The following is a 20,599-nucleotide window of genomic DNA, read 5'->3' on the forward strand; positions in this document are numbered from 1 at the left end:
GGCATGGCGAGCGAGAAGAGCACCGAAGGAGGACCGGTGACCCAGGTCGGCGAGGGCCAGGAGGCCGAAGAGGCCACACCTCCCGTGCTGACCGTCGGGGCACCGCACGTCGGCGAGGTGCTCGCGGACCGCTACGAGCTGGCCGAGCACATCAACGACGACGCGGCCGGCCGGCAGGTCTGGCAGGGCGTCGACGTGGTGCTGCGGCGCCCGGTCGCGGTCGTCCTGCGCTATCCGGGCGGTGACTCCGCGCAGGAGATGCTGCAGGCCGCCGTGACCGCCAGCCGGGTGATCCACCCCAACCTCGCCGGTGTCTACGACGCGATCGACGAAGACACCCGCGCCTATGTCGTTCGCGAGTGGATCGACGGCGAGGCCCTCCGCGAGCTCGTGGTCGAGGAGCCGCTCGACGCCGAGCGCGCCACCTCCATCGCCCACGCGGTCGCCAGCGCGGTGGCCGCGGTGCACGCGACCGGCATGGTGCACGGCAACGTCCACCCCGGCACGGTGATGGTCGCGGCCGACGGCCGGGTCGTGCTGGCCGACGCCCGGGCCACCGAGGGCGACACCCCCGACACCGACGTCCGCGCGATCGGCGGCATCCTCTACTTCGCCCTCACCGGGCACTGGCCGCACGCCGAGGTCGGGCCGTCGTCGCTGCCCGACGCGGTGCGCGACGGCTCCGGCGCGATCGCCGCGCCGCGCATGGTGCGCGCCGGCGTGCCCGCCTACCTCGACGACCTGACGATGGACCTGCTCGACGACCGGCTGGCGCTGCCGTCGGCCGATGTGCTGGCGGCCGAGCTCGACCGGCTCGACGTCGCCGCCGACGAGCCCTTCATCGTCGACGCCGGGCCGCTGCGCTTCTCCGCCGTCGAGGGCGACCTGCCCGAGCAGCCACCGGCCAACCGGCGCAAGCTGGTCATCGGCGTGGCCAGCCTGCTGGTCATCGCCACCGTCGGGCTGCTGCTGGGCATCAGCGTGCTGGCCGATCCCGGCGACGACGACGCCGCGCCCGGGCCCGGCGTCGCGGCCACCGCGACCGACGAGCCGGCCACCGGCACGCCGGCGCCCGCCGCGCCCAAGGCCGTGCCGCTCACCCGTGACCAGGTCCGCATCGTCGACCCCGACGGCGACCGCACCGAGCTGGCCGACGCGGCCCTCATGGTCGACGGCAAGCGCGACACCGCCTGGGAGAGCGACACCTACCGCAACCTGCCGTTCGGCGGTAAGTCCGGCATGGGCGTGCTGATCAAGTTCCCGGAGCCGACCGACGTGACCTCGGTGCAGGTCAACCTGTCGGCGACCGGGGCGTCGGCCTCGCTGTTCACCGGCCAGGGTGACACCGGCAGCACGCCGGCGGGCGACCGGAAGATCCGCACCGACTACAAGACGCGGATCGGCGAGCCGATCGAGAACCACGAGGCGACCACGCTGACCTTCGGCGGGTTCCCGCCGGACGAGAAGCACCAGTACCTGCTGATCTGGTTCACCAAGCTGCCGACCACTCCGGAGGGTCGACTCCGGCTCGAGATCCAGGAGATCACGGTCCAGGCACGCGCCTGACGACGCGTACCGCACGGATGGCGTCGCGGCGATAAGGTGCTGCCGTGACCGCCGGCCGGCGCGACCCCGCACCCCTCGACGCGCTCGACGACGAGGCGCTCCTGCGCGCCCACGTCGCGGGCGATCCGGCGGCGTTCGCGGAGTTGCTGCGGCGGCACCGGGACCGGCTGTGGGCGGTCGCGCTGCGCACGGTGGGCGATCGCGAGGACGCCGCCGACGCCCTCCAGGACGCGCTGCTGTCGGCGCACCGGGCGGCCCCGAAGTTCCGCGGCGACTCGGCGGTCACCACGTGGCTGCACCGGATCGTCGTCAACTCCTGCCTCGACCGGATCCGCCGCCGCCAGGCCCACCCGACGGTGCCGCTGCCCGACGGAAGCGGCGATCCCGACCGGCCGGTGGGCGTCGAGCCCGCGGCGCCGGTCACCGACCACGACACGGCCCTGGTCGTACGCGAAGCGTTGGGCCGGTTGCCCGCCGACCAACGGGCGGCGCTGCTGCTGGTCGACGTGCAGGGTTATCCGGTGGCCGAGGCCGCCGTCCTGCTGGGCGTGGCCGAGGGCACGGTCAAGAGCCGGTGCTCACGCGGCCGGGCCCGGCTGGCGATGCTGCTGGGCCATCTGCGGCCAGTGCCGTCCGCCACGGTGCGGAACCGGCCGCCGGGCGGTGACGTCCGATCTGTGTCGGGCAGCGTGGTGTCCGACGGCGGCGGGGAGGGGGTGTCATGAGCGAGCCTGTGTCGGTCGACTTCGACCTGCTGGCCGACTACGTCGGCGGCGCGCTCGACGGCACGCCTGAAGGGGAGCGGGTGGCGACGTTGGTCGCCGCTGATCCCGATTGGGGTCGCGAGCATGCGGTGTTGGTCGCGGCTCTGGAGGCCACGGCGGGGGAGCTGGCGGTTTACGCCGAGCAGACCGCCGAGCCGATGCCGGACGAGGTGTTCGCGCGGTTGCTGTCCGCCCTGCAAGCCGCGCACGAACCAGCGGCGCAAGCCGCACACGAACCAGCGGCGCAAGCCGCACACGAACCAGCGGCGCAAGCCGCGCACGAACCAGCGGCCGAGACGGCGCACGAGTCGGCGGCTGCTGTGCCTTCGGCGGGGGTCGACGGCGAGGCCGCGGACAGCGCCCTCCGCACCACTTCCCTCGACATCAGCGACGAGCTTTCGGCGGGGCAAGACGCTGGGCTATCAGCGGCCGAAGAGGCGGCCGGTGAGCGGCGATCAGACGATGCCGACCGGGCGGCGGCGCGGGGGCAGCGGACCGGGCCCGCGCGGGACAGGCGGGGTCCCGGTGGTCGGCGGCCGCAGGACGGTGGGCGGCCGGGGAGTGGGCGGCGGCGGTCGCGGTGGCTCGGTTGGGCGGCGCCGATTCTGGCGGCGGTGGCCGTGGCCGGGTTCGCGGGCGTGTGGATCAACCAGTCCGTCGACAGCGGCTCGACGAACGAGAACTCGGCCGTCGCGGGCGCGGCGGATGCGCCGCAGGCCCAGGAGAACGCGCTGACTGTGCCGCGGTTTGCGAGCGGCAGGGACTACAGCGGCGCGGCGGTCGCGCAGGGCTTCGTGGCGCCGCTGCCGTCCGGGCGGGCCTTCTCGAGCGCGGGTCCGATGGCGGCCACCGACGCGGCCAATGAGCGCGACAACCAGGCCGCTGGTGCCGAGAAGGCGGTCGACCCCGAGCTGCTCCGGCTCTCGACCGGGGCCGCGCTGGCGGTCTGCGTCGAGGCGATCACGCGGGCGCACGGCCAAGGCCCGCTCACCGTCGACGCGGCCGACTTCGCTTCGTACCAGGGGCGTCCTGCGGTCCTGGTGTTCTTCAGCGACCCGAGCGGGGCGCGTTGGGGCTGGGCGGTCGGTCCGGATTGTGGCGCGAGCGGCCCAGACGACCTGTTCCGCTCCCGAGTAGGCTGAGACACGACGGCTCCGGACAGACCGGACGCGCGGCGTGAGGTTGTCCACGCACGGGAATCCTTGCCTCGTACCATGACGTTCTTCCTGGTGCGAGCGACGCCATAACTTCGGGAGACGGCAGTGGACGAGGTCCGCAATCTGATCATCATCGGCTCTGGTCCGGCCGGTTACACGGCTGCGGTCTACGCCGCCCGCGCCAACCTGAACCCCCTGGTGATCGAGGGTGTGCAGTCGGGTGGCGCGCTGATGACCACCACCGAGGTCGAGAACTTCCCCGGCTTCCCGGACGGCATCCTGGGCCCCGAGCTGATGGACGCCATGCGCAAGCAGGCGGAGCGGTTCGGCGCCGAGTTCCTGACCGACGACGTGACCCGGGTCGAGCTCGTCGACAGCGGGCAGCTGGGCGCCGGCGTGACCCAGGCGGTCTACGTCGGCGAGACGGTCTACCGCGCCAAGGCGGTCATCCTGGCCACCGGTTCCGCGTGGCGCCCACTCAACGTCCCCGGCGAGCAGGAATACCTCGGTCACGGCGTCTCGTCCTGTGCCACCTGTGACGGCTTTTTCTTCCGCGGCCAGGACATCGTGGTCGTCGGCGGCGGCGACTCGGCGATGGAGGAGGCGAGCTTCCTCACCCGGTTCGCGGCCAACGTGACGATCGTGCACCGCCGCGACTCGTTCCGGGCTAGCAAGATCATGGCGCAGCGGGCGCTGACCAACCCGAAGATCAAGGTCGAGTGGAACTCGATCGTGACCGAGATCGTCGGCGACGACGGCAAGGTCACCGGCGTCAAGCTGCACAACGTGCACAACGGCGAGGCCAAGGAGCTCCCGGTCGCCGGCGTGTTCGTGGCCATCGGTCACGACCCGCGCAGCGAGCTGTTCCGGGGCCAGGTCGACATGGACGACAACGGCTACGTGAAGGTGTCCGCGCCGACCACGCACACCAGCCTGCCGGGCGTGTTCGCGGCCGGTGACCTGGTGGACCACACCTACCGCCAGGCGATCACCGCCGCCGGCACCGGCACATCGGCGGCGCTCGACGCCGAGCGGTTCATCGCCGCGCTGGAAGTCTGATCTTCTGGCGGGCGTGAGTCCGGACACGACAGGCCTCCGGGGCTTCCCGGAAACTACATACTCGATTCAGCATTCGTTGGCCCGGAGGAGGGTTTTCAGGTGGGAGCGACCAAGTCGGTGACGGACGCCAACTTCGTCAACGACGTCCTGCAGGCGGACACGCCCGTGCTCGTCGACTTCTGGGCCGAGTGGTGCGCGCCGTGCCGCAAGGTCGAGCCGCTGCTCGAAGAGATCGCCAACGAGATGGGCGACAAGGTACGCATCGTCAAGCTCAACATCGACGAGAACCCGGAGACGGCCCGCGCGTACCGCGTGATGTCGGTTCCGACCCTGACCGTCTTCAAGGGCGGCGAGCCCGTGCAGTCGGTGGCCGGCGCCCGCCCCAAGGGTGACCTGGTCAAGCTCATCGAGGCCGCGTTCTGATCCAGTCCCTGGCGACGCCCCCGCATCCCGCGATGTGGGGGCGTTGTCGTGTCGGACGATCCTTCCAGCCCTGGCCAGGCGGCCACGATAGGCTCCGGAAGCGCGGCTTGTGTCACCCGGAGGAGGTAGTCCGTGCGTGTTGTCCGACGTGGTGACCGCGGGCCCGCGGTCACCGAGATCCGCGGCATCCTCGTGGGCCTCGGTCTCCTGCCGGGAGCGCACGCCACGACGCCGGGTTCCGAGTTCGAGTCGAGCGACTTCGACGAGATCACCGAACAGGCCGTACGGGCGTTCCAACAGAGCCGTGGCCTCAGCGTCGACGGCGCGGTGGGCGCCGAGACCTGGCGTGGTCTCGTGGCGGCCCGCTGGCGGCTGGGCTCCCGCACGCTCTACCAGGCCATTCCCGAGCCGCTGACCGGCGAGGACGTGCGCACGCTGCAGGAGCGCCTGCTGGAGATGGGCTACGACGTGGGCCGCGCCGACAGCGTCTACGGCGCCCGCACGGCCAAGGCGGTCGCCCAGTTCCAGCGCGAGGTCGGGCTCGCCCCCGACGGCGCCTGCGGCCCGCAGACCATGCACGCGCTGCGCCGGCTGGGCCGCAAGGTCACCGGCGGGCGGCCGCAGTGGCTGCGCGAGTCCGACGCGTTCCGCCACTCGGGTCCCAACCTGGTCGGCAAGACGGTGATCGTCGACCCGGGCCACGGCGGCCCCGACGCCGGCGTGGTCGTCCCCGAGGGCTCGCTGCGGTGGACGGAGGCGGAGCTGGCGTACGACATGGCCGCCCGTCTCGAAGGCCGTCTCGCCGCGGCCGGCATGCGGGTGCACCTGACCCGCGGCCCGGCCCCGACCGGCGAGCTGACCGACCTGGAGCGGGCGCAGCTGGCCAACGAGCTCGGCGGCGACCTGTTCATCTCGCTGCACATCGACGGCCACGCCAACCCGGAGGCCGATGGGGTGGCGACCTACCACTACGGCACCAACCATGGCTCCTCGTCGACGGTGGGCGAGCGGCTGGCGGGCCTGGTGCAGCGCGAGATCGTCGCCCGGACGGGGTTGCGCAACTGCCAGACCCACGCCAAGACGTGGGAGCTGCTGCGACTGACCAAGATGCCGGCCGTACGGGTCGAGGTCGGTTACCTGACCTCGCCGCTCGACCGGGCGAAGCTGGTGGATCCGCGGTTCCGTGACCAGGTGGTCGAGGCCGTGGTGGCGGCGGTACAGCGCATGTACTACCCGATCGACCAGGACGTGCCGACCGGGTCGATCGACGTGCGGGAGCTGCGGGCGGCGATCGCCGCGGCGGCCGCGCCGGCCTGATCTTGTTGCGCGGGCCCGGGGCAGCGTCGGCTGGCCTGGCCCCTCCCTTGGCCCGTCCTAACGGCGAAGCCCTTGGTCACGTTGGTGGGGTGGCCCGTCACGGCGGCCCGGCGCTGGCGGGTTGTGTCGCGCGGGCCTGGCAGCGAAGCGGAGCGAGCGATCCCCGGCGGGAGCGACGGTCGTGCCCCCGGCGGACCCGGGACCGGATCTTGATCTCCGCTCCTCGTCAGCTGTTGGTGGCTCGGGTGGCGGGGCGGACCGGGCGGAGGATGTTTTCCGGGCTCATGGAGCCGAGCAGCTTCTCGAGCGCGTATTCGACGTCGGACTTCCACGAGAGTGCCGTGCGGAGTTCGAGGCGGAGGCGGGGGTAGCGCGGATGCGGACGAACCGTCTTGAAGCCGACGGACAGGAAGAAATCGGCGGGAGCCAGGCATCCCGGCTCGTCGGGGGCGTCGCCGAACTTCGCGTCGCCGAAGGCTTCTATCGCTTTGACGCCACGCTTGATCAGGTCGCGGGCGACGCCCTGGACGAGCATCCGGCCGAGGCCGCCGCCGGCGAAGGCGGTGACGACGTGGGCGTTCATCAGGAGGGCGGCGTCGGCGGAGACCGGTGAGGTCGGGAAGGCCATCGAGCGGGGCACGTAGGCCGGCGGCGCGAACATGACGAAGCCCGCGGGCATGCCGTCGACGTAGATCAGCTTGCCGCAGGAGCCCCACTCGAGCAGGGTCTGCGAGACCCAGGCCTCCTTTTCCAGGCCGGGATCGCCGGCAGCGCAGGCGCGTTCGGCGGAGACGGGGTCGAGCTCCCAGTAGACGCACTGCCGGCACGGGCGCGGCAGGTCTTCCAGGGTGTCGAGCGTCAAGCTGACCAGGCGACGAGACATTGCGACCTCGAGAACCGCTCGTTGATGATCACGGTTATCGGAGCACGGTGGCGGTACCGTTTAACCCGGTCGTGACCGACCGGTCGCCGCGTGTCGCGCGCCTTGCCCCCAACGAGCGATCGTACGCCGGAAAGGCGCAAGAGGGGAGAGGTCGGACAGCGCGCGTCCGGCCGGAGGACCCCGCATTCCGCGATATGGACTGCCCTCGGATAACCCGAAGGTGGTCTCGGGACCCGCGGTCTACCATCAACCAACCAGCGCAGCCCGAAGGCGAGGTAGGGCATGACCGGGACGACGCTCGACGACTATACCGACCGCTACGCGCGGCGGGTTCGCGGCATGACGGCTTCTGAGATTCGAGCTCTCTTCGCCGTCGCCAGCCGTCCCGAGGTCGTCTCGCTCGCCGGTGGCGCTCCCTACATCGCCGCCCTGCCGCTCGACGCCGTCGGCGAGATGCTCGGCACGCTGGCGGCCGACCACGGCACGAGCACCCTGCAATACGGGATCGGCCAGGGGACCCTCGAGCTGCGTGAGCGGATCTGCGAGGTGATGGCGCTCTCCGGCATCGACGCGGCCGCCGGCGCTTCGCCGGACGACGTCGTTGTCACCGTCGGGGGCCAGCAGGCCCTCGATCTCGTGTCTCGGCTCTTTCTCGACCCGGGCGACGTCGTGCTCGCCGAGGGGCCGACCTATGTCGGCGCCTTGGGCGCGTTCCAGTCGGCGCAGGCGCAGGTCGTGCACGTCGCGATGGACGACGACGGGCTGATTCCCGCCGCGCTCGAGGCGGCGATCGCCGACGTGGCGCGCTCCGGGCGGCGGGCGAAGTTCCTCTACACGATCCCGACCTACCAGAACCCGGCCGGTGTCACGTTGTCCGATGCCCGGCGTGACCAGGTGCTCGACATCTGCTCGCGGGCCGGGCTGCTCGTGGTCGAGGACGACCCCTACGGACAGCTCTCGTTCGACGGTGAGGCCCCGCTGCCGCTGCGGGCCCGGCGCCGCGAGGGGGTCTTCTACCTGTCGACGTTCTCGAAGACGTTCGCGCCCGGCCTGCGGGTTGGCTGGATCCTGGCGCCGCACGCGGTCCGCGAGAAGCTGGTGATCGCGTCGGAGTCGCAGATCCTGTGCCCGAGCGCGTACGCGCAGGCGGCGGTTACCACCTACCTGTCGACGATGCCGTGGCGGGAGCAGATCAAGACCTACCGCGAGGTCTACCGGGAGCGGCGGGACGCGCTGCTCGACGCGATGCACGACCTGATGCCCGAGGGCACGACGTGGACGCGGCCCAGTGGCGGCCTGTTCGTCTGGGCGACCCTGCCGCCGGGTCTCGACTCGAAGGCGATGATGCCGCGGGCGATAGCGGCGCGGGTGGCCTACGTGCCCGGCACGGGCTTCTATGCCGACGGCACCGGTGGCGGCAACATGCGGCTCAACTTCTCGTTCCCGTCGCCGGAGCGGATCCGTGAGGGTGTGCGCCGGCTCGCCGGCGTGATGGAGCAGGACCTCGCCATGCGGCAGGTGTTCGGCGCGATCAGCGCGGTCGCCAATCGCCGCCGTGGGCAGGCCGGATCCGACACTCCCGGTCCCGACTTGGCATGATCTGACCCATGGGTACGACCGATCTGCGCGTCCTCGTCCTGGCCGGCGGGCTGTCCTACGAGCGCGACGTCTCGCTCAAGTCCGGCCGCCGGGTGATCGACGCGCTGCGCGCCGCGGGCATCGACGCCCAGCAGCGCGACGCCGACGTGTCACTGCTGCCGGCGCTGCGCTCCGACCCGCCGGACGCCGTGGTGATCGCTCTGCATGGCGCCACGGGCGAGGACGGCTCGCTGCGCGGCGTGCTCGACCTGTGCGACGTGCCCTACGTGGGCTGCGATGCTTTGGCGTCCCGGCTGGCGTGGGACAAGCCGTCGGCGAAGGCGGTGCTGCGCGAGGCCGGAATCCCGACACCCGATTGGGTGGCGCTGCCGCACGACCGGTTCTCCGAGCTGGGCGCGGTCGCCGTGCTGGAGCGGATCGCGTCGCGGTTGGGGCTGCCGTTGATGGTCAAGCCGGCGCAGGGCGGTTCGGGCCTCGGGGCGGCGGTGGTCCGCGACGAGAGCGCGTTGCCGGCGGCGATGGTCGGTTGCTTCGCGTACGACTCGACCGCGCTGGTGGAGCGCTATGTGACCGGGATGGATGTCGCTGTCACGGTGATCGATCTCGGCGATGGCCCGCAGGCGCTGCCGGCCGTGGAGATCGTGCCGCGCAACGGGGTCTACGACTACGCGGCGCGTTACACGGCTGGGCTGACGACGTGGCACACGCCGGCGCGCCTGGACTCTGCCGCGGCCGGCGCGGTTGCCTCGGCGGCGGTGGCGGCGCACAACGCGCTCGGCCTCCGCGATCTGTCGCGGGTCGACATGATCGTCGACGAGTCCGGGGCGCCGCATGTGCTGGAGGTCAACGTGGCGCCGGGGATGACCGAGACGTCGTTGATGCCGATGGCGATCCAGGCGGCGGGGTTGGACTTCGGCAAGGTGCTCGCGTCGATGGTGTCCCGGGCGGCGACTCGTACGGCCAGTCTCAGCTCATAGCTAGCCGTTCGTCGGTCTGCGCATGCAGATGCGGGGCCAGCGGTTGAGTCCGTGGTCGGCTTCGCGTCTTTGGATGGCTTCGAGGCCTGGCGTCAGGTCGTGTTGGTTGATCGCGGTGAAGCCGCAGCGTTGTTCGTAGTAGGGGGCGTTCCAGGGGACGTCGCGGAACGTGGTGAGGGTTAGCGCGGCGAGTCCCCGGGCGGTTGCGGCTTCGCTCGCGTGGTCGATCAGTCGGCGGCCGATGCCTTGGTGTGCGTGGGATGGGTGGACGGTGACCTGTTCGATGTGCAGGCTGCCGTCGACCTCTTCGGCGACGAGGTACGCGATTGCGTGGTCGGCGTCGTCGGTGGTCGCGACCCAGGCGGTGCCTGCCTGCTCGTATTTAGCTAGCTCCGTCAGCGTTGGGGGGTCGTCGTCGGCGATCTCTGGCATGCCGATGGTGCGGAAGAGGTGGCCTGCCGCGCGCTCGATGTTTTGGAGGGTGGGGAAGTCGCTCGGCTTCGCCGTACGGATTCGCACCCCTCCGATTGTGGTGGTGGTTGGTTTCACGTGAAACATGTTTCGGTGCTTGGCCGGGGCTGCCATGGTGAGTGGGGTGGTCGCACCCGCACGCCGGGAGCTCCACGAGACCACGAGGTTCGTGGGGCTCCACCCGGCGGACGCGGGAAGGCCTGCGGACCTCGCGGCCTGGCGCGGTCTTCGGTTGGTCGTGCGGTTTCGGTCAGCGGGAGCAGACACGACGGCCAACCGCGTCCCCCGATGCTTCGGTCGTCCGAATCACGGTTAGTCACGCGGAGGGCAGATGAGCCGAGCCACCCGACGTCCGTTCTGCGCGAGCGCGATCTGAGAGGCGCGGCCGCGTGGCGCGCGACTTCCTTTCGTGCTCTGGTGTCGGAGTTCCTCCCGGCCGCGCTGGGCGGCCGAGGCACGAAGAGACGCGCGCCGCAACGGATCGGCGCTGTAATCCCGGGTCGTCGATCGCGGACTCGGTGGAGAGGCGATTGCTGGCGTTGGCACCTCGCTCGCACCCGCACCCACGAGAGAGGCCGTTTAGCGAGATCGCGTGACTCCGCTCCCGAGGACCCAGCAACGACCACCGCTCGTTGGTCAGCGAAGCGTGCTCGGTTGCCCCGCCGCCGCGTTCCACCACAAGCTGCTGCGCCTTGCGAACCATTGGTGCCCACCTGAGCGCAGCGCACGGCGAAGTAGCCCAGAACGCTGACCGCAAATTGAGGCCCGCCCTTGCGCGCCTAACCCGCTTCGAAGCTCATGGTCCACTTCAGTCCATCTCCGTCGGACGAACTCCGCGGCGACACGCTCACCGCTCGTCACTCTCGGCCTCAGCATGCTGGCCCCTACGATGCTCGTGCTGTCGCGAGGCCCATGGACCACCGAACCGCCGAGGCGATCGTCTGATGCGCGATGATGCGGCGGCTTGAACAAGCGATCACTTCGTGAGCTAAGCGCCGCCCGCCGGCGGACTTAGGTCTCGCCGCCCAAGCGTTCTGCGTTGCTCGGCTCACGCGGTCGTTTCACGTGAAACCAACGCGGCGTGAGGCGAACTCCGTTGTTTCCGGCAGCGGCGAGAACCACTGCCATGGCCCTCAACGTTGACCAATGCTTGCGTCGCACCGACCGGATGCGGCGAGCTTCCGGCCCGAGACCGCCCGGCTGCCGGTCCCGTCGACCGCTCACAGCGCCAGCCGCTCCGAGCCTGCGCGAGTTGATCTCGCCTGGCCACCCTCGCTTCGACAAGACACGCAACAAGTACGCGCTACCCGAAGGCGCTCCAACACCATCCCCTGGCGGGTATATCGCCATGCTCTCAAGAGACCCTTGCTCTCCGTTCTACGTTTCACGTGAAACCAAGGGACCGGGCGGTCGCAGAACTGAATCAACCACACCGGGGCCAACGCAGGGCGCGGTCCGCTCGGCCGCTGACTCGCACGGGCGATCGGAGCCGACACGTGCTGCGAGCTGAACTCCATGGCGCCCGCTGAAGCGTGGGAATCGTGGGTGTGGGCCGCTGGGTGCGGGGCTGTGAGCGGAACAGGTCGGTTGGGGAAGGACGCGACCGCGGCAGACGCGGGCCATGCTGGCGCGGCAGCTCAGCCCGCGCATCGCTGTCGACCTGGGCGCAACGCATCCCGCGAGGCGAACGGCCTCGGGGCATGGGCATGACGCGACCAGCAGACGCCAACCGCAAGCCTCGGCGCTCGTTCCCTCGCTAGCGGCCCGCGCCTCACGCACACGGTGCTTTCGCTTTCGCCTAGCGGCATGACCTGGCGCCTCGCAGAGAGCGCTGCACCTCGCGCGCGGATGTCGCGTCGGTGCATCGCCAGGCCCTGCACACGAACTAGCGCCCGCTGGCCTGCGTCCATCTCCGGGCGCGGCCCGCACGTTCGGCCGGCACTCCGCGCCCTCGCGGCCCACCAGCTGGGGCCCCAGCCAGCGATCCCTCCCAACGTCCCGCTCCGCAGCCCGCAACTCCGCCCGCGCCCGCCCGGCTCGCGTCCCCTCACCGCGCCCGCTGCGGACCCTCAAGCCCTAGCCTCACAGCCAGCGGGCCCGCACCCAGTAGCCCGGCGCCGCGCAGTCTGTATTACCGCCCCCGCTCATGGGGCCGCGTCCGCAGCCCTACACGCCGCCCCCGCCGCCCGGCGCACGACCTCACGGCAGCGGTCTCACCCATAGCTCTTGAGGCGCAGCCACACAATCCGCACCACGCGGCCACACCGCCCCACGCTCATGCGGACCGCGTCCGCAGCGCGCCGCGCGGCGGCGGCACCGCCGCGCGCTCATGCGGTCCGTCCGCAGCCCCTACACGCCGCCCCCCGCCCACAGCGCACGACCTCACCGCCAGCGGTCTCACCCAATAGCTCTTCGGCGCGCAGCCACACAACCCACACCACGCGGCCACACCGCCCGACGCTCATGCGGACCGCGTCCGCAGCGCGCGCCGCGCGGCCGCGTCGCCCCGCGCTCATGCGGTCCGCGCCCGCAGCCCGTGCCGCTGCCGTGCGCCCCAGACCGCCCGACCCCACAGCCAGCCGGCCCCCACCCGCCAGCCCTTGGCACGCAGCCGGCTCGTTGCCCGGCCGCACCGCCCCGCCCTCATGCGGCCCGCACCACTCCTGCGCCGCCGGCCCGCACTACTCCCCGCGCTGCGCGGCCCGCACTACTCCCCGCGCTGCGCGGCCGCACCGCCCGCCCGCCTATGCGATGCGCGTCAGCGGCACGCGCCTGGCGCCCACAGCGCCCGATTCACGTCCGGTGGTCCGCCGACCCGCACCGCCGCCAGGCGCACGGGTCCGCGTCCGCAGCCCACGCCGCCGCCGCCCTGCGCCCACAGCGCCCGATCCGCATCCAGCGGACCCCCAACGGCCAACACCGCCCGCAGCGCCCCGCGCCGCCCGGTCCGCACCATCCTCGCGCTCATGCGCGGTTCCCGGGGGCCCACACTGCCCGCACCGTCTCGCGCCGCCCGGCCCCCACCACCCCCCGCGCTCATGCGCGGTCCGTGCGCGGACCTCACTCGCGACCGTGGCGGGCGTGGGTAGTGGCATGAGACCAACGCGCCGGCGCTGCCCCGGACGGCGCACGAGCACCAGACCGTTGAGCGCGAATCCGGAGCCATGGACGGCTCGGCGGCCGAGCAGCGGTGCGGCACCGGGGGGCGCAGGGCGCGGGCAGAGAAGAGACGCGGCGACGGACGCGGAGCTCACGGCATGCGGTCCGCACCGACAGAGCACAGGGCGGCGGCACGCAGAGCGCGCGTGTCGATCGCCGGCGACAACCCCGTGTGGACCACCTCCAGCAGGTCGAGGCGAAACAGGTGCATGCGGCCGCCGCTGTTCGCGGACAACGCCGACACCCTCGCCGCGACGGCCCGCGAGCTGCCGCAAGGGCTGGCCTTGTCAGCCCGATCGCCCAAGCCAATGTCGAGTGCCTCGGAGGTACAACATCTCCGCTGGACGCCCCATGCCATGCCGCATCCCGCCCAATCTGATCATCGCTCGCCGCACGAAGCCGGCGGGGGAGCGCCGCGCCACCGCGACGTCGAAGGTGCCGGCGCCCCGCTGGCAGACCGCGAGCGCCGCCCCGATCGGAAGCGACCCCCGCGTCGGTTTCACGGGAAACGCTGCCACGACATCGAGCCCATCTAGCCGAGCTCTCTTGCGCGCCACACTCCTGCTCTAGGCGCCGAAGCGTCGGAGACAGCCGGGGGGGAACCACAAGGCGACTACCGCTTGCCGGAGGGTAACGGCTGACGCAAGGGCTGTTTCACGGGAAACCCTGCGGTGCCCTACGTCCGACCGAAGCTCGCACCGTTCGCCGGACTCGCGGGGCTCCGAATCGGCCGCGTGCGTGAAGAGTCGGTCGACCGCGCAGCTCGCGATCAGATAGAGGCCGAGTTGTTCTGTGAGGCGGCAGCCGGCGGGCGGCGAGCGTGCTGTCGCCGGCCAGATGGGTCACAGCTCGACGAGGTGTTCCTGCACCTGACCTGGCGCCGCGGCCCGGGCCGGTCGAGCGGCTGCTGGTGGCGGTCGGGGTGCCCGACCACACAGCGGACGGCGAACGCGACCAGGCCCCAGCCGAGCAGCGCGGGGTGGTGCCGCTTGGGCAGCTCGGTGACCGCAGCGATCAGCAGGGCGCGCTGCAGCCCATCGCTGGAGCGAGACGACGGGCGTCTCCTAGGTCCGCTCGGCATGGCGGCCTCCAGCGCATCGGCACTACGCGGGTCGAGGGCCTAAGCGCCATCCCAGCGGGGGCGGTTTCACGGGAAACAAAGAGCGCACCGGATCACAGAGATCCGATGCGCTCTTCGCGCAAGTTGCTATGACTTGCTTGGCTGCGACGAGCCCGCGACCACCACCGGCCCTTGAGCACGCTCCGGCGCCTCGACCGCTGCAACCGCCTTCGGCCCGTCCGGCATGGCCCCCCGAGGAGCCGGGGCGACCGCCTTCACCGTGGCCGGACCGTCAGCCTCCGTCCCGTCGCCCTCGGGCGCCGCCTCTGGCTCAACGGCGACTGCGCCCTCCGGCCGGGCAACGCTCCCAGCCGCCTGCGTCCCAGCCACCTGCGTCCCAGCCGCCTGCGTCCCGTCCGCTGGCGTACCGTCCGCCGGCGTACCGTCCGCCGGCGTACCGTCCGCGTCCGGGACACCCTCCGGCGCCTCGGCGATCGCGACGGACAGCGGCTCCGCCGCCGACTCGGCCGCGGCGGCCACCGCGGCCGGAGCCGACTGGGGCGTCAGGCTCGACGGCGCCTGCCACTCGATGTGCGGCGGCTCGGCCAGCGGCGTGCCGCCGAACTCCGCGAGCCACGCCGCTACCAAGGCCAGGTTCTCCCGCCACACCGACTCAGCGATCGGCGGCAGGATGTCGTCCCACAGCGACAGGAACGTCCCGCGGAGCTGAAGTTGACCATAGGGCCGGGCCAGGAACCACATGTGCAGGTGCGCCGAGCTGTCACCCCACCGGTTCACGTGCACCCGGGCAACGCCGTCGAGGGAGCGGACTGCTCGCTCCAGGCGGACCGTCATCACCCCGAGTTCGGCGGCCAGGAGGTTCGGGAGGTCGCCGAGGTCCAGGTGCGACCGGGCCTCGAGGATGAGCACCATCGGCAGGCCCGTCGGGCGCTCCATGGCGCGGACGCGCCAGCGTTCGCTCACCCAGATGTACGCGTCGTCCGGGGTGTTGCAGGCGACGCAGTCGGCGGCGTCTTCGCCTTTGCGGCGCGGCTCGGCTTCGACCGGGTCGGCGAGTTGCTTGACGCGCAGATCGCCCTCGAACGGGAACGAAGGCCACTTGGTGTATGCGGGGACCGAGTCGGCGGAGTGAGGCACGAGGGTGACCCTATCGGAGGATGCGGGCCTCCGTCCTTCCCCATTTCGGGCGGTGGAAGGGCTCTCTCCACTTGTTCATCCACAGGCCAATAACGCCTCCGACACGGGGTTTCGCTCTTTTGGAGGGGTGCCTGTGGACAACGCCTGTGTAAAACTTCTGGGCCCCACAAGGTGGCCAAGGCGCCCCGACTTCACCCCCGCGCCGTTGCGATCAGACCGATTTCGGCCAGCAGCGATTCGCGATCGTTTCAGCGAGGGTGTGGGGCGGCCAGGCCCGGGGACCCTCACGGAGGCGCGCCCGGCCGGAGTAACACCGACGTTGCGGAACCCTCGGCTGGCCGCGCGCCGCCCAGAAAGGCGACGCTGAAGCCGAGCCACCCTTCGACACCGCCTGATCGTCTCGCTCACCGCAGACAAGGTTTCACGTGAAACGGCCGCGAACCCGAGAAGGGTTCGCGGCCGTCAGTGGCCTCGCGTCAGAGTCACTCCGAGGACGCAGCCTCATTCATCCCGATGATGCCGACGATCCGCTCAAGGTCGTCGACCGTCGCAAACTCGATCGATATCTTCCCCTTGTTGCGGCCGAGCTCGACCTTGACCCGCGTGTCGAAGCGGTCCGACAACTTGTCAGCCAGGTCCGCCAGCGCCGGCGCCACCGCCTTGACCCGACGCTTCGCGGAGGACGCCGGCTTGGCCGGGCCGTCCGCGAGCGCGAGGGTCACGAGCTCCTCGGTCGCCCGTACCGACAGACCCTCGGCGACAACCCGGTGCGCGAGCTCCTCCTGCGCCTGCGCGTCATCGAGACCGAGCAGCGCACGCGCATGTCCGGCCGACAGCACGCCAGCCGCAACCCGCCGCTGTACGACCGCCGGCAGATTAAGCAAACGAATGGTGTTGGAGATCTGGGGTCGGCTCCGGCCGATCCGCCGTGCCAACTCCTCGTGGGTGGCGCCGAACTCGTCGAGCAGCTGCTGGTACGCGGCCGCCTCTTCCAGGGGGTTCAGGTTGGCCCGGTGGATGTTCTCCAGCAGCGCGTCCCGCAGCATCGCGTCGTCACGCGTGTCGCGCACGATTGCCGGGATGGTGGTCCGGCCGACCGCCTGCGCGGCCCGCCACCGGCGCTCACCCATGACGAGCTCGTAGCGCCCACCTTCCTCGGTCTCCCGCACCACGATCGGCTGCAGGAAACCGACCTCCTGGATCGAGACCTTCAGCTCGTCGAGCGCCTCCTCGTCGAAAACCGACCGCGGCTGCCGCGCGTTCGGCACGATCGCGTCAACCGGAAGCTCAGCGAACCGCGCCCCCGGCACCGGCGCCAGATCCGGCTCCGGCTCCGGCTCGGGTTCGCTTGCCGCCGGCACAACGGCCTCAGCCGCCGGCGCGGGCTCCGAAGCTTCCTCGGGTACGACCGGCGCCGGCTCCTCGGCCGGGGGAGCCGACACCTGAGCGGGCGCCGGTGGAGCGCTGGGTGCGGGCGGCGCGGGGGGCGCCTCGGCCTCCGCCGGCGGCGGCGCGACCGCGACCGATGACGTGGGTGCCGGAGCGGTCGGGATCAGGGCTCCCAGTCCGCGCCCAAGACCGCCCCTCGGACGGTTCTTCATGCCTTGCCTCCCTTGACGCCACGCTCAGCGATCTCCTGGGCCGCCTCGAAGTAGCTGGTGGCGCCTCGCGAACCCGGATCGTAGGTCATGACCGACTGGCCGTAGCTCGGTGCCTCGGAGACCCGGACGTTGCGGGGGATGACCGCGCGCAGCACCTTGTCGCCGAAGTGGTTCCGCACGTCCTGCTCGACGGCATCGGCCAGGCGCGTACGGCGGTCGTACATGGTCAACAGGATCGTGGAAACGTCGAGCGTCGGGTTGAGGTGCTGGCGTACCAGATTGATGTTGTTGATCAGCTGGTTGAGCCCTTCCAGCGCGTAGTACTCGCACTGGATGGGGATCAGCACCTCCTGCGCCGCGACGAGCGCGTTGACGGTCAGCAGCCCGAGCGACGGCGGGCAGTCGATAAACACGTAGTCGAACGTGGCCGGGTGAGCGGCGATCGCCCGCGACAGGCGCGACTCACGCGCGACGACGGAAACTAGCTCGATCTCCGCACCAGCAAGATCGATGGTCGCGGGTACGCACCACAGGTTCGGGATGCCCTCGACCGCCTGGGCGACGTCGGACAGCGGCACGTTGTCGATCAGGCAGTCGTACACATCCGGGATGCCGGCGTGGTGCGGCACGTTGAGCCCGGTCGACGCGTTCCCCTGCGGGTCGAGGTCGACAACCAGGACGCGGTTGCCGTGCAGGGCCAGCGCGACCGCCAGGTTGACGGTGGTGGTGGTCTTACCCACACCGCCCTTCTGGTTGGCGACGCACATGATCCTGGTGTGGTCCGGGCGCGGCATGGTCACCTCGCCGCTCGGGTTCAGGATCTGGACAGCGCGTAGCGCCTCCATCGCCAACGGCGGATCGTCCTCGTCGCGCGAGTGTGTTTCACGTGAAACGTAGGCGTCGGTGTCGGTCACCGCTTCCTCCGGGGTCACCTCGGGTGCCACGGTGGGCGTGTCGATCCGAGGCTGGGCAGGCCGGGGCGGGGCGACATCGACCCGATCCGTGCTGGGGGCAGGCTGCGGACGGGGGGCCGGAGCCGGGGGGCGCTCGGCCACGTCGGGCCGGCCCGGGACGGCGGTGCCAGCACCACCCTCCGGGCTAGAGAATGGTACGGCGAGAGGAACTCGCGGCGCAGTCCCGGGGCCATCTCCAGCGGCAGTCACCGCCTCCGTCTGTCCACTTGCGACCCTCGGGTCCGGCACGGGCGCGCGCCGGCCGACGGACCAACCATCGGGCCCGGTTTCACGTGAAACATGAGGCATCGTCGCGCCGGGGTCGTGGTTGCCGTTGTCATGCACGGTGTCGTCCCTGTCCGCTCGGGGTGTATCGGCTTCGCCAAAGCTCGAGGTGATCGCGTGTGGCGACATCGCTCCGGCCGGCTCAGCCGGGGCAGTGCGCATCTGGTCGGCCGGCGCAGGGGAGTGAGTTCCCGCCGCACGCTCCGCGCTGTTGCCGCGCGGCCAGCCTACGGCCGAACTCCGTTCAAGGCCACGGCTGTTCGGCTCGTCGGTGCTTTCGATACCCGAGTGTGGAGGGACAAACACCAGGAAGCCGTCAACAAGGCGCAGGTAGCCGCCCCGTCGCGGTGTCGCCACCGGCGGCCAACCAGTGCCACCGACCGGTACGCGACGGGAACCTGACACGTTGCCACGCCGATTAGCAGCCTTCGTACGCTGATCGACCGCGTCCGCATCCTCCTGGTCGACCTCGACGTCCGCCGCCGGCCGCGGCGCCTTGTTGCTCGGCCGCGGTGGCCGCACGCCGGGGTCGCCGGGTGATTGATTCTTGACCTCTCGCCGCATGTCAGGCGTCGGCTGCTCGGACCGGTTCTCCTGTGGAGCCGACTTCTGCCGCGCCACCGAAGGTCGGGTCGTCAGCTCTTCCTGGTGAGTTTCACTAGTCCGTTCCACGTAGTTAGCCGCCTTACGACCAGCCCCGCCCGTTGTGTGCCGGCGGTCGGCCCCGCCCGGCTCACCGCCCCGCATAACCGAACCAGACACCGCAGAACCTCGACTCGAATCGCGCGATCCCCTGCTTTTACCTGCTCCACCCAACTCGCCCTCAGAACGAGCCGGGCCGACATCTGTGCCGGACCTCGGCTTACGCGCGGCTTTGCGCGCCTTTGTGGCCGGCTCCTGCCGAGGAGCGGCGTCCGCAACCTCCAACTGCGGCGCCGCTTGCTCCGAGTCATCGACCGCCGCCTTCGAACCCCGCCGGTCAGCCACCCCTGCGGCGCCCGTCGAACCCCGCCGCTCAGGCACCACTGCGGCCTTCCGACGCGACGCCGAGGCCCCACGTCGAGCTCCCGCATCAGCGACCTTGCCAACTTCCCCATCAGGCGCCGACGATGCTTCAGACCCGGCTGCGACCGACGCCTTCGAAGCACGCCGCCCGGGCACTCCGGCGCCACCCCGACGCGAAGCCGACGCCGGGCGCCGGGTCCCCGCGTCAGCGGCCTCCGCAAGGTCCGTATGCGGCTTCGCTTGCTCCGAGCCATCAGCCCCAGCTACCACCGCCGCCTTGGAACCCCGCCGCTCAGGCACCCCCGCGGCACCGGTCGAGCCGCGTCGCTCGGACGCATCCGCGGGTCCCTGACCCGAAGCCAATGGCCCGCGCCGAACTCCCGCATCAGCGACCTCGGCAACGTTCGTGGGCGGCGCCGCGAGCCCCGAGACTTCAGACTCGGCTGCGACAGACGCCTTCGAAGCGCGCCGCCCGGACACCCGCGCCCCAACATGACCCTTAGCCGCCGACCTACGCCGAGCTTCTCCGTCAGGGACCTCGGCGCCAGGCGCGGCGCCCGCCAAACGCTTGGACCTGGACTGTGATGCTGCAGCCGCCCTGCGCTGGCCAACGGCGCCGCGCTTGTCAGGTGCAGCTGCCTGCTGCGGGGTGGTCTCGGCACCACCCGCGACCTTTCCTGCGGTCCTCAAGCCAGCAGACGCAGCCGGTGCCGTGGCTGCGGTCTCTGACGTCAGCGCTGGCGTCTTGCCGCGTTGGCCAGCACCACGCTTCGCCGCCGGGACCTGGCGGGCTTTGCGTCCGCCGGGGCCGACAGCGGCAGCGCGGTCGGTCTCGCGCCGGGGTGTCCGCCCGGACTCGGGTGCCGGCGATGCGGCACCGCTAGCACCCACCTCCGGCCCTGCACTGCTTCGAGCAGCGCCGGCCCGCACACGCCGGCCCTGTTTGGCGGCAGGGGAGTACGCAGCGTCGGGGAAATCAACCGAGAGGCGGGCATCGGCGCTGGCAGCATCAGCGCCAGCTGGCGTTATTGGAGAGCGATCGGGAGAAGCGGCCTGACTGCCGCGCGCGCCACTGCGGCGGCTATTCGCACGCGCCTGCGGCGCTGACTCCGCCACGACATCGGCAGAGCCCTTCTTCGCCGCTGCGGCCGGCTGCGCGACA

14 protein-coding genes are annotated in these 20,599 nt (G+C 71.4%); 8 read left to right on the forward strand and 6 right to left on the reverse strand.

From position 1 onward, the window contains the following. Positions 1 to 3 precede the first annotated feature (3 nt). The 6 genes from O7635_RS09845 (at position 4) to O7635_RS09870 (ending at position 6,286) form a co-directional block, all read left to right on the forward strand. On the forward strand, positions 4 to 1,566 hold the full coding sequence (locus O7635_RS09845) for a protein kinase family protein (protein WP_278080111.1): 1,563 nt from the start codon (positions 4 to 6) through the stop codon (positions 1,564 to 1,566). Between the two features lie 44 nt (positions 1,567 to 1,610). After that, entirely contained in the window at positions 1,611 to 2,291 is a 681-nt protein-coding gene (gene sigM / locus O7635_RS09850; protein WP_278080112.1) for an RNA polymerase sigma factor SigM, read from the forward strand. Next, positions 2,288 to 3,472 (forward strand): hypothetical protein, encoded by a 1,185-nt coding sequence (locus tag O7635_RS09855; protein ID WP_278080113.1) that lies wholly within the window; start codon positions 2,288 to 2,290, stop codon positions 3,470 to 3,472. The genes sigM and O7635_RS09855 overlap by 4 nt, the downstream gene beginning before the upstream one ends. 120 nt (positions 3,473 to 3,592) lie before the next feature. Beyond that, positions 3,593 to 4,546, forward strand: coding sequence for a thioredoxin-disulfide reductase (gene trxB / locus O7635_RS09860; protein ID WP_278080114.1), 954 nt, complete (start codon positions 3,593 to 3,595; stop codon positions 4,544 to 4,546). Positions 4,547 to 4,645: 99 nt separating this feature from the next. After that, on the forward strand, positions 4,646 to 4,969 hold the full coding sequence (gene trxA, locus O7635_RS09865) for a thioredoxin (RefSeq protein WP_203702045.1): 324 nt from the start codon (positions 4,646 to 4,648) through the stop codon (positions 4,967 to 4,969). Positions 4,970 to 5,101: 132 nt separating this feature from the next. Further along, positions 5,102 to 6,286 carry an N-acetylmuramoyl-L-alanine amidase gene (locus tag O7635_RS09870; protein WP_278080115.1) on the forward strand — a complete coding sequence of 395 codons (1,185 nt, stop codon included), beginning with the start codon at positions 5,102 to 5,104 and terminating at the stop codon, positions 6,284 to 6,286. Between the two features lie 226 nt (positions 6,287 to 6,512). Here O7635_RS09870 and O7635_RS09875 read toward each other — a convergent pair whose 3' ends face one another. Then, positions 6,513 to 7,169: a GNAT family N-acetyltransferase gene (locus tag O7635_RS09875; RefSeq protein WP_278080116.1), complete on the reverse strand. Its 657-nt coding sequence runs from the start codon at positions 7,167 to 7,169 to the stop codon at positions 6,513 to 6,515. A 282-nt stretch (positions 7,170 to 7,451) separates the two neighbouring features. Here O7635_RS09875 and O7635_RS09880 point away from each other — a divergent pair, with 282 nt between their 5' ends. After that, positions 7,452 to 8,768, forward strand: a complete 1,317-nt coding sequence (locus O7635_RS09880) for a PLP-dependent aminotransferase family protein (RefSeq protein ID WP_278080117.1) — start codon at positions 7,452 to 7,454, stop codon at positions 8,766 to 8,768. An 8-nt stretch (positions 8,769 to 8,776) separates the two neighbouring features. Next, positions 8,777 to 9,745, forward strand: coding sequence for a D-alanine--D-alanine ligase (locus tag O7635_RS09885; protein WP_278080118.1), 969 nt, complete (start codon positions 8,777 to 8,779; stop codon positions 9,743 to 9,745). On the opposite strand, the gene O7635_RS09890 is transcribed toward O7635_RS09885, so the two are convergent. From O7635_RS09890 to O7635_RS09910, 5 genes are all read right to left on the reverse strand, one after another. Further along, on the reverse strand, positions 9,746 to 10,264 hold the full coding sequence (locus O7635_RS09890) for a GNAT family N-acetyltransferase (RefSeq protein ID WP_278080119.1): 519 nt from the start codon (positions 10,262 to 10,264) through the stop codon (positions 9,746 to 9,748). It lies immediately after the preceding gene. A gap of 3,202 nt (positions 10,265 to 13,466) precedes the next feature. Continuing rightward, a complete protein-coding gene (locus tag O7635_RS09895) occupies positions 13,467 to 13,733 on the reverse strand; it encodes a hypothetical protein (RefSeq protein ID WP_278080120.1) in 267 nt (88 codons plus the stop codon). An 849-nt stretch (positions 13,734 to 14,582) separates the two neighbouring features. After that, the gene (locus O7635_RS09900; RefSeq protein ID WP_278080121.1) at positions 14,583 to 15,593 is read right to left on the reverse strand and encodes a hypothetical protein; all 1,011 of its coding nucleotides are present in this window, start codon (positions 15,591 to 15,593) and stop codon (positions 14,583 to 14,585) included. A 482-nt stretch (positions 15,594 to 16,075) separates the two neighbouring features. Next, positions 16,076 to 17,194, reverse strand: a complete 1,119-nt coding sequence (locus O7635_RS09905) for a ParB/RepB/Spo0J family partition protein (RefSeq protein WP_278080122.1) — start codon at positions 17,192 to 17,194, stop codon at positions 16,076 to 16,078. Then, the gene (locus tag O7635_RS09910; protein ID WP_278085425.1) at positions 17,191 to 18,492 is read right to left on the reverse strand and encodes a ParA family protein; all 1,302 of its coding nucleotides are present in this window, start codon (positions 18,490 to 18,492) and stop codon (positions 17,191 to 17,193) included. Before O7635_RS09910 ends, O7635_RS09905 begins: the two co-directional genes overlap by 4 nt. Between the last annotated feature and the right edge of the window lie 2,107 nt (positions 18,493 to 20,599).

This window comes from Asanoa sp. WMMD1127, from assembly GCF_029626225.1.
Taxonomy (GTDB): Bacteria; Actinomycetota; Actinomycetes; order Mycobacteriales; family Micromonosporaceae; genus Asanoa.